Below are 12479 nucleotides of genomic sequence, written 5' to 3'. Positions count from 1 at the left end.
GGTTTTTCTTGTTATTTTTTTTGCTGAAGAATACGTTTAATTTCAGCCTGATATAGGGGCGACCGGTCCAGATCATCATGATGTCCTTCTTCAATTTCAATAAATTTTTTCAACAGGTCAGGCTGTGCAGAGTTCAGGACGTTGAAAAGTTTTTTACCGGAACTTAGAGGAACAATATTGTCCTTAGTGCCGTGGAAATGATAAAGTGGTGAAGATATCTGCTTTATATATTTATTGGACAGGAAATGATAAGTCATCTTTGGCGATACCCTGTCTGTTACCTTTCCGGGGAGCCAGCGGTTCACTACATCCTGCAGATTGTAAAAAGCGGCTTCCAGGATCACTGATGCCGGTTGGTTGTCGGCAGCCATCTTAACGGCGAAAGCTCCGCCAAGGCTGCGGCCATAAACCAGCGTATTTTCTTCACCATAAAGGTTTCTCGCATAGTCATACACAAACTGTGCATCCGAATAAAGGATCTTTTCGCTGCGCCTGCCTCTACTTTTGCCGAAACCCCGATAATCCATAACCACAACATCATATCCATAATCTGTAAGTTCCTTGGCAATACCTCCCCAGCGGGCCAGGTTGTCAGCATTACCATGGTAATATACTATAACTCCCACAGGGTCTCCGCTTCTGAAATGAAGGGCATTTATAAGTCCTCCAAATGGTGTATCCCAAAAAAGTTCCTCAAAAGTTACATCAAAACTGTAGGTATGATCCCTTGGCAAGGTTGAAGGTAGAAAAACGATTTTTTCCTGGAAATATTGAAGGAGCCTGGTCATTGTTATTTCTTGTTCACTCTTGTGATCATAATTTTATCAACCCGCTGGCCATCCTTGTCAATGATCTCCAGTTCGAGGTCTTCGATCCTGATCCGGTCGCCTACATTTGCAGTTCCATTGTTGGCATTCAGGAACAAACCTACCATTGTAGTATAATTGTCACGGTTGTCGAATTCAAAATCAAGGTCAAAATATTTCAGGAATTCCACGATGGGATACTGCCCATCGGCCAGCCATGAGTTTTCATCCCTTTCAGTAATCCGGTAATCAAAATTATCAATGGTTACCGTATCGCCCACCAGTGCATCCAACACATCACCCAAGGTAACCATACCTACTGTATTACCATATTCGTCAATGACAATTCCATAATGGTTTTGCTCTTTTCTGAATATTTCCAGCACTTTATAGGCATAGTAATTTTCATTCAGGAATACCGGCTGTTTAAGATATTGCTGCAGACTGAAGGTTTCCGGATCATCTATCGGAAACAGGTCTCTCAGCAGCACAATACCGATAATATCATCGATATCATTGTCTCTCGTAACAGGATAAGCTGCATGTTTGTCCTCACGTATGGCTGCTAAAATCTTCTCCAGGCTGTCATCCACATTAAAGAAGGTCATCGCCGTACGGTGTGTAAGCAAAGTATTGATTTTTCTGTCGCCAAGTTCAAACACCCGCTCTACGATATTATGTTCAATCTGCTCAATTTCCCCTTCCTGCGCACTTTCTTTTACGATTGATTTTATTTCCTCTTCCGTGATAATACTGTCCGAATTGCTCCGGATTCCCAAAAGATTAAGGATAAGGTTGTTGGATGCGCTTAACAACCAAACGAATGGGGAAGTTATTTTGGACAGCAAGTCCATAGGTTTTGCCACCATGGTGATGATGCGCTCCGGAAAAGTCATGGCAATGCGCTTAGGCAGTAATTCGCCCAGCAATATAGACAGGTAGGTGATAAATACGACAATGCCGGTGGTAGCCAAAGGTTTGGAATAGGCTTCCAGGGCAGGGAATCTCGCCAGGAAATTCTGGAAATCGGTGGTCAGGTTTTCGCCGGAGTATACACCCAACAGAATTCCGATCAGTGTGATACCGATCTGTACCGTAGAAAGAAATTTAGTAGGATTCTCCGACAGCTGCAGTGCTTTTTTGGCGCCCCCACTTCCCTTTTTGCCTGCATTTTCCAGTTTGAATTTGCGGGATGAAACCAGAGACATCTCAGACATTGAAAATATTCCGTTCAGGATAACAAGAAGAATAATGATAAGAAGCTCCATTCAGCGATTTTTGATATGCAAATATAATTGTTTGAATCTGCTTTCCGGTTTATTCTTTCCTGTGTGAATAGGATAAACTGGTCTTGCCGGCATCAATAAAGACCTTTCTTTCCTCAAAGATCTCTTCCATGACACGGTGATACTCCTCAAACTGATGCACATCAATATGTCCGGCGCGCAGGATTACATACAACCGGCTAAGTTCCGGATTGATTTCGGACAGGTCTACGGCGGTACTGATAGGCACCAGACGGTCATCGCTGCCATGAATAATTTTTATTGGACAGCGCACATTTTTCAAATAGTGGTAGGTGGGTAAATTATAACGGAGAAAAGGTTTGGCGGGCATGAAGGGCAGATAGCGCTGAATTGCCCGCTGCAGGGAGTAAATAGGGGAGGTAAGGATCAGCATCCTCGGATTATTCTTAGAGGCCAGACGTGCTGCAAAACCGCTTCCGAGAGAACGGCCGTAAACGATGATTTTATCTTCAGAATATCTTTTTTTGGCAATCTCATAGATAAATTGCGAGTCGCGCTTCATTGCGTCCGAAGTGCGGCGGCCTGTACTTTTCCCAAATCCGCGGTAATCCATCATAATGACTTCATAATTCAGGCGGGTAAAATCGATGGCGAATTTGCCCCATCCCTTAATGCTTTTGGCGTTTCCTTTCAGATAGAGTACCACCCCCTTTGGTTGTTCCACATGAAAATGAAGGTAGCTGATGACAGCACCCGGTTCAGGTGATACAGACATCTCTTCCGCATCCAGATGCTCATAGGCGAACTTGAAGTCAGGCGGAAGTTTTTCCGGCTGGAAGAAAAACCGGTGCTGAAAAAGGTAGATGAAGATGCCGAGAGCCAGGATAGCTACCGTAACAGAGGCAACAACAAAATAAACATCTACATTCATAACTTATATAAATGTAGATAAAAATATCTGTTCTTACACAGGAAAAATGTAGTTGCCTACACGTAATATGCCACGTTTATTTTGTAAAGTGGCGGAAAATAAGCCATTTACTCTGAAAATAAGTGCCTATCTGCCGGTTTTGCCTGCGCTTTAAGGTACCTGGAATATGCGTATAAAATGAAAAGTGAGCGCGGAGCACGGCCCAGAAATGAGCCGGTCCCTGCCTGATAAGAAAATAGAAAGCTGCAAATCCGTCCAGGATCATCCGGACAGGCAGCACCCAAAGCAGCTGAGAAAGCGGTAAATTCTTCAGCAGCATGGTGAGGTTATTACGGATATTGAGATAGGTTTTCATTGAACTCTGCTTGTTCAGGGTGCCGCCCCCTACATGATATACCGCCGAAAAGCCTGTGTACCAAATTTTATAACCCTTATTCTTCAGTCTCCAGCACAAATCAATTTCTTCCTGATGCGCAAAAAAACGTTCATCAAAACCATTAACTTCCCAAAATGCTGAAGACCTTACAAACAGACAGCAACCGGAAGCCCAGAATATTTCTGTTTCATCGTTGAACTGCCCATGGTCTGTGTCTGTATCCTCAAATACACGTCCACGGCAGTAAGGATAACCCAGATTGTCTATGAGACCGCCGGCAGCACCGGCATATTCAAAAGTAGTAGGCGTATTGTAATCGAGAATTTTAGGTTGGATGGCTGCAATGTTTTCATCTCTTTCAAAAAGTTTCAGGACCGGCAGCAACCAGTTTTCTGTTACTTCAACATCAGAATTCAGCAGGCAGTAAATGTCCGCTTTTATTTTTTTTAAACCTTCATTATATCCGCCGGCAAAACCATAGTTCTGGCTATTACAGATTATGTGAACTGCCGGAAAATATTCACGCAGATAATTTACGGAGTGGTCTGTAGAAGCGTTATCAATTACAAAAACATCTGCACCGGCGGAGTTTTTTATTACAGTCGGCAGGAATTGCTGCAGCCAGTTCCTGCCGTTCCAGTTCAGGATGACAATAGCTAAATTGCTCACGCGGTTGATTTGTTTAGGGAGTCCGTTTTCAGGAGGCTCTTTATGAGCCCGGAATATTTCCACTTACGGTGGGACCAAAGATAGTTGTCAGGATTTTTTTTGATGGTGTTTTCCAGCATTTTATGGAACTTTAAAACCACTTCATTTTCCACGAATCTTTCTCCATCGGGTTCAATTGTGTGGTAGTTTACCTGATAGAAGCCTCTTTTAACCTTCTTCATTTCGCAGTAAACAAACTGAAGGTTCATGCGGGTGGCCAACTTGTCATACCCACGGAAAACCGGTGTAGACTGGTTTAAAAACCCGATGCCAAGGTCCACCTGATGATGATTGGGGGTTTGGTCTGCCACAAACATATAGATCGTATCACCGTTATTGGGAGTTTTCAGTACATCACGTATTACTTCGCCAGCCTCCAGAGACAAATTTCCGTGGGCATTCCGTATGGATCTTATTTTTTTGTCCCAAAAAGCATTCTGCATCCTCCTGTATACTGGGCGGCAGCTGCTTTGGGGAACCATGGTAGCCAGAGCTGTAAACCATTCCCAATTAAAAATATGGCCGGTGAGCATAATTATATTTTTGCCTTCGGCGTGCGCCTTGCGGAAAACATCCCGGTTAATGTGCTGCACCCTTACCTTAAGTTCAGTGGTGGAAACGGTAAAGGCTTTAAGGGTTTCTACCAGATAGTCTGAAAAGTTGCGGTAAAACTTTTTTCTTATCGTTTTGAGTTCTGCTTCACTTTTTTCGGGAAAGGAATTTTTCAGGTTCTGAAGTACGACAGCCGTTCTGTATCTCACTATGTAGAAGATGACAAAGAAAATGACATCCGAAAAGAGGTACAGAACCCTCATGGGTAACCTGGAAAAGAGCAGAATAATGTTAAAAATGAAATTCATGGGCGGTTTGCAAATGTACTACTTAAAAGGGAAATGGACAGAAATTTGCAGGTACATTAGTTTTCAGTTAATTTTATACTCATGAATATTAAAAATATCAGTGCCATCGCGCTAACGGTACTTCTTTGGTCCGCCTGTACTAAAAATACAGAAGCGGATAAAACAGTTAAAGATGTTGAAGTGGCAGACAGTACAGTCGCCGCTACCGAAAAAATGAAAGCAGAGGCCGAAAAAGGTAAGCTTCCCAAACCATATCGACCTGAGGAGGACGCAGAAGCCCGTATAGCGGAACTGATTGCACAGGCACAGAAGGAGGACAAAAATATTATTATGCAGGCGGGTGGAAACTGGTGCATCTGGTGCCTTCGTTTCAATAATTATATCCAGACAACGCCGGAACTCAAGTCTCTTGTTGATGAGAATTACCTCTATTATCATCTTAACTATTCACCAGAAAACAAGAACGAAGAGGTATTCAGTAAATACGGAAATCCTGGTGAAAAGTATGGCTACCCGGTTTTCATTGTTCTGGATAAGAACGGCAAGCTAATCCATACCCAGGACAGTGCGGTACTGGAGGAGGGTAAAGGTTACAGCAAAGATAAAGTGATGGCGTTTCTTGATAAATGGAAATAAAAAAAGGCGGCTTCCAAACTGAAAGCCGCCTTTTTTATACTTTTTATGAATCAAATCAGTTGTTCCATACTTGAAACACTTCTGTTCTTTTGATATTCTTCGAGTTTCCGGCGTACAAATCTTAAAACAAACGGAGCTAAGTAAATTAGGGCTGCACCGATAAGTTTGTTTTTCCAGCTGGTACTGCGGAGACTCTTCCGGGCATAATTTCCCACCAGGGCAACTACTCCCAATTTCAGTGCATCTTCCACAGCCCCGGACTTCGCAGCAGTATCGGCAAAACCCAATACCGCATTTCTGCTAAGTAGCTGTTCTTTCACACCGGTGCTTATCCGCCTCATTATCTCTTCCTTTTTTATTGCAACAGTGCGTTCGCCGTTTTCATCTATTTCCTCTTTCAGGAACTGATCGGTGAACCCATTAGTGAAGGCGCTCAGACTTTCTTTGGTGTTGTCAAAAGTGAGCAGGTCTTCCATTTCGGAAACCTCTTTCTTCAACAGCGCCTTTTTTCGCCTTAGTTCTTCCAGATTGCTGTATTTCGTACTCATTAGTCCGGTGTATTAAACATTTTTATCAGTTTATTGGAAATCATATCCTTGATGGATTTTCCTGCAAATACCAATACAAGTATAATCAGGAGATAAAATCCCGCCACGATCAGGAATCCATATGCATAACTGTCCAAAGCGGCACCAATTAAAAGTGCTATACCGATATTGAGCAGTATTAGAAAAAAAAGTGCAAAAACAGCCATCACTACCGCCAGAATAATGGTCGAGACTGTAAGCACACCTTTTTCGGTTGCTTCCATCTTAAGCAGGTCAACACGCTTCAGGGCGTAATCTTTTAAAAGGTCCAGCATAATAAATGGGTTTCAGTTAAAAAAAAAGGAACATTTCTGTTCCTTTTATAGCGGAGTTGTAAACGTGTTACTTAAGACCGTCCAGTTCAGTTTCAACATCTTTTACAACGTCTGTAGCCTGAGCCATTGCCTGGTCTTTATATTTGTCGTAGCCCTCACGTACTGTGTGCGCCACATTATCTACTGTTTCCTTGAAAGTGGAAGAAATGTTACCGTATTGGTCTTTTACCAAACCAGACACTTCAGTATACTTCTCCTTCGCTTTTTCTGTAACTTTACCGTACTGGTCTACAGCCTGATCTTTCAGGTCATTAGCTTTCTCCTTGATTTTCTTTCTGGTTTCCTTACCTTCTTCCGGAGCATAAAGCATTCCCAGTACCACACCTGCTGCAGCACCTGCCAGTAATCCTGCTAATACCGCTGCTGCATTGTTACCTTTTTTTGACATCTTATTTAATTTTAAATTGTTAGTGTATTAATTGAACAATTCATTTTCAACAATATACATACCAAATGATATTATGTCACTCATAAAAAAACGTTAAAACTCCTTGATGTAGGAGGTTATAAGAGATATAGTCTCTTCCTTATTCAGATCTGTGTTGTCTATCAGTATGGCGTCTGCCGCTTTTTTCAATGGCGCTGTTTCGCGTTCGCTGTCTATCCTGTCACGTGTTACCAGATTTTCGCGGACTGCCATTTTGTCGATGGTGACTCCCTGGTTTGTCAGTTCCAGATGCCGGCGGTTGGTACGCTCGTCTACACTGGCGGTCAGGAAAAACTTGTAATCTGCATCCGGCAGAACCACAGTTCCGATGTCGCGGCCATCCATTATTATGCCTCCGGCCGCTGCTCCTTTACGCTGCAGGTCCAACAGGTAGTTACGGACTTCGGCCTGTTTCGCTACCAGACTCACAAAACCTGATATCTCCGGTTCACGGATTTCCGCAGTAATATCCTGACCGTTCAGAAAGAGAACCAATGTGCCGGAAATATTCCGGAATTCCAGATTTATTGAAGGAAGTTCACTGATCAGGCAGCCGAAATCAATCTCCTCATTGTAAAAGCAATGATGAAGTGCATAGTAAGTTACCGCCCTGTACAGTGCACCGGTATCCATATGTATGAGTCCCAGCCGGGCAGCGATTGCTTTGGAGATGGAGCTCTTTCCTGTAGACGAAAATCCGTCTATCGCGATTACAGGTTTTCTCATGATGCAAAAGTCGGCCAAAAATTTATATTACGGAAATAATAACAGTTACAATGCGGGCGCGGAAGGTGCTTAGTACCTGTTTCCGCTCATGTCCAGCGAAATACCCAGCATATTCATATTCCCGGCAGCATGATAGCGAACATGGGAATAATCGACACGGAGACTGTTGAATTTTACACCGAAACCCGCGCTCAGACCTGCAAAGCTGCGCTGGTCCACGACAGAAAGTTCGTTGCCGCGCTTGACATTATAACCCAAACGGATATTAAATGTGCTTTCGGGAAAAATCTCGGCACCGAAGGAAATATGATCAAGTATTTTTCTGCCAAAACCGGTTTCCTGACCGTTGCTGTTATATTCGGATGAAATATCAAACTGCTGGAGATCATGTGCGGTGATGGTGATTGCCGCTGGAAACTTTTTGAGGATCCGTGTGTATCCCAGGTCTACCCGGAAGGGCAGGTTTTCCCTTTCTCCATTAAAGGACTTGAACTGGTAACCAAAATTTCGGGCTACCACACCTATGGTCTCATTGGTTTTTTTGAAATGATAGCTTACGCCAAAATTTCCGGCGACAGCCATGGAAGTATAGCTGTCAATTTTTGCATTCACGAGATTTAAGCTGGCGCCGATGGTCCATTCATCTTCAAACTGATATGCGTAACCTGCGCCGATCGCGGCGTCATAGGCCCCGAATTCACCGTTTTCAAAACCGGCTTCATCAGTCCTGGGCATACGGCCATAATCCATGTATCGGGCATTGGCAGTAATCAGATGGCCTTCTTCAAAGGCATGTGCGTAATTTACTGTACCGTATTTGGATCCTGCCAGATAAGTTGCAGCATTGACCGAAATCTGTTTATGCATGTCCAGATTTAGAAGTGCAGGGTTCACTGCAGCAAAATTGACATCATGGTCACGGATTGAAACGGCATCTCCTCCCAGGGCGGCCTGCCGGGCAGAAACCGGAAGATTGAGAAAAGGATATACATTCTCACCCGTTTGCGCGGAGACAGTAATGCCCACCAGGAGCAACGCAGAAATTATAATCTTCTTCAAAATGCGGTTATCTATTGCAAAAATAATTCTTTTCTATACTTATCAAAATTTTTAGCAAATTATTTGGTCTAATCTGATGGATTTACCAACTGTTTTATAGTCATTTCGTTATATTTGCAGCACGAAAACAGAGTTATAATCCCACCTGAGACCCTATTGGAAATGAAATATAAAAGAATCTTGCTGAAACTGAGCGGTGAAGCCCTTATGGGAAACCTACCCTACGGAATTGATAATGAAAGGCTGAAAGAATATGCACAGGAAATTAAGCAGGCCGTAGATGTGGGCTGTGAAGTAGCAGTTGTAATAGGTGGGGGAAATATATTTCGCGGTGTAGCGGGTGCTGCCAAAGGTATGGACCGCGTACAGGGCGACTATATGGGCATGCTGGCAACCGTGATAAACGGTATGGCACTTCAGGGTGCACTGGAAGATGCCGGTGTGAAAACGCGTCTTCAAAGTGCCATCGAAATGGATAAAGTGGCTGAACCTTTCATTAAGAGAAGAGCGGTGAGACATCTGGAAAAGGGTCGTGTCGTAATTTTCGGTGCCGGTACCGGGAATCCATACTTCACCACCGATACTGCAGCAACCCTGCGTGCAATTGAGATCGGTGCCGACGTTATTTTGAAAGGAACCCGCGTTGACGGTATCTATGACAGTGATCCGGAAAAGAACTCCGATGCGAAAAAATTCAACTCACTTACATTCGATGAAGTGTTCGACAGGAACCTCAAGGTCATGGACATGACTGCTTTCACACTCAGTCATGAGAATAAGTTACCGATCGTAGTGTTTGATATGAACCGCACCGGAAATCTCCTTAAGATTGTGGAAGGTGAGAGAATAGGTACGCTGGTTGATTTATAGATCATTAAACTAAAATATTTTATTATGGAAGAATTGGATATGATTAAGGATATGGTGAAGCAGGAAATGGATGCAGCAATTAAGCACCTGGACCATGCTTTCCAGAAAATCCGTGCCGGCCGTGCCTCCACATCTATGGTGCAGGATGTAATGGTAGAATACTATGGTGCCTTAACACCGCTGAACCAGGTAGCCAATGTTTCCGTACCGGATGCCATGACCATTTCCATACAACCCTGGGACAGAAGCGCTGTAGGTGCCATAGAAAAGGCAATTATAAATTCCAACCTGGGCTTTGCACCGTCCAATAACGGAGATACTATTATCCTGAATGTGCCGCCGCTTACCGAAGAGAGAAGGCGTGATCTTGCCAAACAGGCCAAAGGGGAGTCCGACCAGACTAAGATTACAGTCAGAAATGCGCGTCAGGACGGTATGAAAGAACTGAAAAAACTGGACGGGGTTTCCGAAGACCTTATTAAGGACATGGAGAGCCAAATTCAGGACATGACCGACAGTTACGTTAAACTTTGTGACGAACACCTGAAAACAAAGGAGGCTGATATTATGAAAGTCTGATATAATCAGAGGTTATTATTAAATAAACCTGGCGGAGCTGCAAATTGTGCAGCTCCGCCAGGTTTATTTTACCGTAATTTACTGATAACGCTGATGTTCCTTTTCTTTGCTGAAGATCCTGATCAGCGGTTTGAAAAATGACCTGTACTTCTCCGCATCAAATAACTGTGAGTCAGTAAGGGCTTTGTAGGTGAGCCAGATACTGAACGGAAAGAGAATCATATTAGGAATCCAGGCGGCCAAAAATGGGTTCAGCGTGCCGTTCCAGGCCAGATTTTCCACCGAGATATTCATTACATAAAATACAATAAAGATGATGATGGCAATGACTACCGGCAAACCCATACCTCCTTTCCGGATAATGGAGCCCAAACTGGCACCAATCAGAAAGAAAATGATGCATGTCACGGAATAGGCAATGATCCGCTGCTGATAGAGCACTACCCGGCTAAAGCTTTTAATAGTGGGAAGCATTTGCTGCTCGCGGTTCTGAATGCTCACTTTCAGGGATTCAATTTTCTGGTATGCCCCTGCCAGTGCCCGCAGCTGGACGTCCTGCTTCAGCGTATCCATCCTGACCTGTGCCTTAAGCTTGCCCGGCGGCACCTTTTTTTTGTCAATGTAGCTCATATAAGGGTTCACCTGGCTCACGAGGTCCACATTGATGTTGTTGAACATCCTTGTATTTTCGTCCTTCGTCTTGTTTATAGTTGTGGTAAGCTGGTTATAAGTCTGGAATCTGTAGTCATCGGTGATCTTTTCTTCTTCAATGGCTTTGTTTATGATTTCGCTGATGTCGAAATGGGAGGTTAGGGTATCAAACTTAATGGCCTGGTCCGGCTGTTTGTTTCTCGCCTCAAAATTCTGGTTCGCAATTTGGTCTTCGAAAACATATCCGTTAAAGAGAATCAGTTTAAGGTAGTTCTGGTTTTCAGTAGAAGGTGCCAGCTTGCCGCGGTGGGCGCGTATGGACTGCTGGTTTTCGTAGGAATTGGCTTTTTTGTGGATGTAAATACCCTCCAGATTCTCACCGTTCTCACCACTGATTTTGTCAAATTTTACAAGATAACCCGGAATCTGGTCTATAAACTGCCCGGGTGTAAAGTTCAGAGCCGGCCGCGACTGTACAATATTATAGAGCATATTTTTGGCCTTCCGCTGGAAGTCCGGAGTAATATTATTCTGAAACAAAAAAAGTATAATTGAGAGAAAAACCGACACAAAGAAGAGTGGGGTCATTACCCGGGTCAGTGATATTCCGGCAGCTTTCATTGCGGCCAGTTCATAACGTTCGCCAAGTTCTCCAAAGGTCATTATGGAGGAAAGCAGGATAGTAAGCGGCAGCACAAGATTGATGACTCCTACACCATAGTAAAACAGCAGCTTGATAATTTCCCAATAGCTAAGGCCTTTGCCCATAAATTGCCCAAGCTGTATCCATACGATGTTGACGATGAATATAAAAAAGAGGACGCTGAATATAAAAAAGAACGGACCGAAAAAAGTTTTTATAATATAACGGTCTAATAATTTAAACATCCTTCAAAATTAAGAAAAAGCCACAAAGAATTGCTTTGTGACTTTCAAATTTATGATTGTTATTTAATTACAGTTCGGTGATTACGTAATTCTGGAACTTCTGTCTGTTGAATGTAAACATGTCCGAAGCCAGGTTTTGGTTATCTTTATACTCCTTGATGGCTATTACCGCGACATCTTTGTTGGTACCGTGCTGTTCCAGCTTAACCAGTTGCTTATTGGCTGTATCTACATACAGGTTCACCTGTTTCAGACCGTTTGCTTTTACCGGTGTCAGTTTTATATAATCGGTATTTACGCCGTTTACTGTTCTCTTACCCGAATAAGTAGCATTAAAATCTTTCTTATAGGAAGTTAGGTAACTTGTAGGCGAAAACATCACATCGCTGCCGTTGGGCTTGGCTATGGTTACTTCCTTGTCGTCATCATTGATATTGTATATCCTGTTACCGTCAAAGATTTGCTCAGTACCCATGATTTTCAGTTTGTATTTGGGTCCTTCTGCATAGTAAATTCCGGTTTCGGTCTTGTTTACCTGCCCGTTAATGCCGGAACCAAAGGTAAATTTGAAATAAGAATTTTTCTTGGCTTTATAGTTAGCTGTAACCGCATCCAGGATCTGTCGGGACTTAGTGTCAATTTTCTGAGCCTGCATCATTGCGGCAGTACCTACTACCATTGCACCTACGGCCAGCTTCACAAATATATTATTCATTTTTTGTCTGTTTATAAAATTAAACTTTTGTTTGAATCTCCACTATAAACTCAAAAAGTATTCCATTATTGCCAAGGC

The 12479-nt window shown here is 43.2% G+C and carries 15 protein-coding genes; 3 read left to right on the top strand and 12 right to left on the bottom strand.

The genetic code is table 11. The annotated features are described in order from the left end of the window. Positions 1-11: 11 nt before the first annotated feature. The 5 genes from P0M11_RS07470 to P0M11_RS07450 all read right to left on the bottom strand — a co-directional run bounded on the left by P0M11_RS07470 (position 12) and on the right by P0M11_RS07450 (position 4928). Positions 12-788 carry an alpha/beta fold hydrolase gene (locus P0M11_RS07470; protein WP_275625116.1) on the bottom strand — a complete coding sequence of 259 codons (777 nt, stop codon included), beginning with the start codon at positions 786-788 and terminating at the stop codon, positions 12-14. 2 nt (positions 789-790) lie between these two features. Further along, complete coding sequence (locus tag P0M11_RS07465) at positions 791-2074, bottom strand: hemolysin family protein (protein WP_275625115.1); 1284 nt, start codon at positions 2072-2074, stop codon at positions 791-793. A gap of 49 nt (positions 2075-2123) precedes the next feature. Further along, positions 2124-2984 (bottom strand): alpha/beta fold hydrolase, encoded by an 861-nt coding sequence (locus P0M11_RS07460; RefSeq protein WP_275625114.1) that lies wholly within the window; start codon positions 2982-2984, stop codon positions 2124-2126. A gap of 76 nt (positions 2985-3060) precedes the next feature. After that, positions 3061-4029 (bottom strand): glycosyltransferase family 2 protein, encoded by a 969-nt coding sequence (locus P0M11_RS07455; RefSeq protein ID WP_275625113.1) that lies wholly within the window; start codon positions 4027-4029, stop codon positions 3061-3063. Continuing rightward, entirely contained in the window at positions 4026-4928 is a 903-nt protein-coding gene (locus P0M11_RS07450) for a lysophospholipid acyltransferase family protein (protein ID WP_275625112.1), read from the bottom strand. The genes P0M11_RS07455 and P0M11_RS07450 overlap by 4 nt, the downstream gene beginning before the upstream one ends. Before the next feature lie 81 nt (positions 4929-5009). On the opposite strand from P0M11_RS07450, the gene P0M11_RS07445 reads away from it, so the two are divergent. Next, on the top strand, positions 5010-5564 hold the full coding sequence (locus P0M11_RS07445) for a thioredoxin family protein (RefSeq protein WP_275625111.1): 555 nt from the start codon (positions 5010-5012) through the stop codon (positions 5562-5564). A 50-nt stretch (positions 5565-5614) separates the two neighbouring features. On the opposite strand, the gene P0M11_RS07440 is transcribed toward P0M11_RS07445, so the two are convergent. The 5 genes from P0M11_RS07440 to porQ all read right to left on the bottom strand — a co-directional run bounded on the left by P0M11_RS07440 (position 5615) and on the right by porQ (position 8698). Then, on the bottom strand, positions 5615-6112 hold the full coding sequence (locus tag P0M11_RS07440; protein ID WP_275625110.1) for a phosphoribosyl-ATP pyrophosphatase: 498 nt from the start codon (positions 6110-6112) through the stop codon (positions 5615-5617). Next, positions 6112-6426: a phage holin family protein gene (locus P0M11_RS07435; RefSeq protein WP_158063602.1), complete on the bottom strand. Its 315-nt coding sequence runs from the start codon at positions 6424-6426 to the stop codon at positions 6112-6114. Before P0M11_RS07435 ends, P0M11_RS07440 begins: the two co-directional genes overlap by 1 nt. A gap of 67 nt (positions 6427-6493) precedes the next feature. Beyond that, the gene (locus P0M11_RS07430; protein ID WP_158063603.1) at positions 6494-6874 is read right to left on the bottom strand and encodes a YtxH domain-containing protein; all 381 of its coding nucleotides are present in this window, start codon (positions 6872-6874) and stop codon (positions 6494-6496) included. Between the two features lie 93 nt (positions 6875-6967). Then, positions 6968-7639 (bottom strand): (d)CMP kinase, encoded by a 672-nt coding sequence (gene cmk, locus P0M11_RS07425; RefSeq protein ID WP_275625109.1) that lies wholly within the window; start codon positions 7637-7639, stop codon positions 6968-6970. 69 nt (positions 7640-7708) lie between these two features. After that, positions 7709-8698 carry a type IX secretion system protein PorQ gene (porQ, locus tag P0M11_RS07420; RefSeq protein ID WP_275625108.1) on the bottom strand — a complete coding sequence of 330 codons (990 nt, stop codon included), beginning with the start codon at positions 8696-8698 and terminating at the stop codon, positions 7709-7711. 162 nt (positions 8699-8860) lie between these two features. Here porQ and pyrH point away from each other — a divergent pair, with 162 nt between their 5' ends. Continuing rightward, positions 8861-9568, top strand: a complete 708-nt coding sequence (gene pyrH, locus P0M11_RS07415) for a UMP kinase (RefSeq protein WP_275625107.1) — start codon at positions 8861-8863, stop codon at positions 9566-9568. 24 nt (positions 9569-9592) lie between these two features. Beyond that, positions 9593-10147 (top strand): ribosome recycling factor, encoded by a 555-nt coding sequence (gene frr, locus P0M11_RS07410; protein ID WP_275625106.1) that lies wholly within the window; start codon positions 9593-9595, stop codon positions 10145-10147. Positions 10148-10225: 78 nt separating this feature from the next. Here the strand turns inward: frr and P0M11_RS07405 are convergent, their stop codons facing one another. Both P0M11_RS07405 and P0M11_RS07400 read right to left on the bottom strand, forming a co-directional pair. Then, on the bottom strand, positions 10226-11686 hold the full coding sequence (locus tag P0M11_RS07405; RefSeq protein WP_275625105.1) for an LptF/LptG family permease: 1461 nt from the start codon (positions 11684-11686) through the stop codon (positions 10226-10228). A gap of 67 nt (positions 11687-11753) precedes the next feature. Beyond that, positions 11754-12401, bottom strand: coding sequence for an outer membrane lipoprotein carrier protein LolA (locus P0M11_RS07400; RefSeq protein ID WP_275625104.1), 648 nt, complete (start codon positions 12399-12401; stop codon positions 11754-11756). Positions 12402-12479: the final 78 nt, after the last annotated feature.

The organism is Kaistella sp. PBT33-4 (genome assembly GCF_029194425.1).
Classification (GTDB): Bacteria; Bacteroidota; Bacteroidia; order Flavobacteriales; family Weeksellaceae; genus Marnyiella.
This window is presented reverse-complemented; position numbering and strand designations above follow the sequence as displayed.

Excerpts from the sequence above, each read along its gene's own strand:
- P0M11_RS07470 (WP_275625116.1), bottom strand. The coding sequence starts at position 788 with ATGACCAGGCTCCTTCAATATTTCCAGGAAAAAATCGTTTTTCTACCT.
- P0M11_RS07465 (WP_275625115.1), bottom strand. The coding sequence starts at position 2,074 with ATGGAGCTTCTTATCATTATTCTTCTTGTTATCCTGAACGGAATATTT.
- P0M11_RS07460 (WP_275625114.1), bottom strand. The coding sequence starts at position 2,984 with ATGAATGTAGATGTTTATTTTGTTGTTGCCTCTGTTACGGTAGCTATC.
- P0M11_RS07450 (WP_275625112.1), bottom strand. The coding sequence starts at position 4,928 with ATGAATTTCATTTTTAACATTATTCTGCTCTTTTCCAGGTTACCCATG.
- P0M11_RS07445 (WP_275625111.1), top strand. The coding sequence starts at position 5,010 with ATGAATATTAAAAATATCAGTGCCATCGCGCTAACGGTACTTCTTTGG.
- P0M11_RS07440 (WP_275625110.1), bottom strand. The coding sequence starts at position 6,112 with ATGAGTACGAAATACAGCAATCTGGAAGAACTAAGGCGAAAAAAGGCG.
- P0M11_RS07435 (WP_158063602.1), bottom strand. The coding sequence starts at position 6,426 with ATGCTGGACCTTTTAAAAGATTACGCCCTGAAGCGTGTTGACCTGCTT.
- P0M11_RS07430 (WP_158063603.1), bottom strand. The coding sequence starts at position 6,874 with ATGTCAAAAAAAGGTAACAATGCAGCAGCGGTATTAGCAGGATTACTG.
- cmk (WP_275625109.1), bottom strand. The coding sequence starts at position 7,639 with ATGAGAAAACCTGTAATCGCGATAGACGGATTTTCGTCTACAGGAAAG.
- pyrH (WP_275625107.1), top strand. The coding sequence starts at position 8,861 with ATGAAATATAAAAGAATCTTGCTGAAACTGAGCGGTGAAGCCCTTATG.
- frr (WP_275625106.1), top strand. The coding sequence starts at position 9,593 with ATGGAAGAATTGGATATGATTAAGGATATGGTGAAGCAGGAAATGGAT.
- P0M11_RS07405 (WP_275625105.1), bottom strand. The coding sequence starts at position 11,686 with ATGTTTAAATTATTAGACCGTTATATTATAAAAACTTTTTTCGGTCCG.
- P0M11_RS07400 (WP_275625104.1), bottom strand. The coding sequence starts at position 12,401 with ATGAATAATATATTTGTGAAGCTGGCCGTAGGTGCAATGGTAGTAGGT.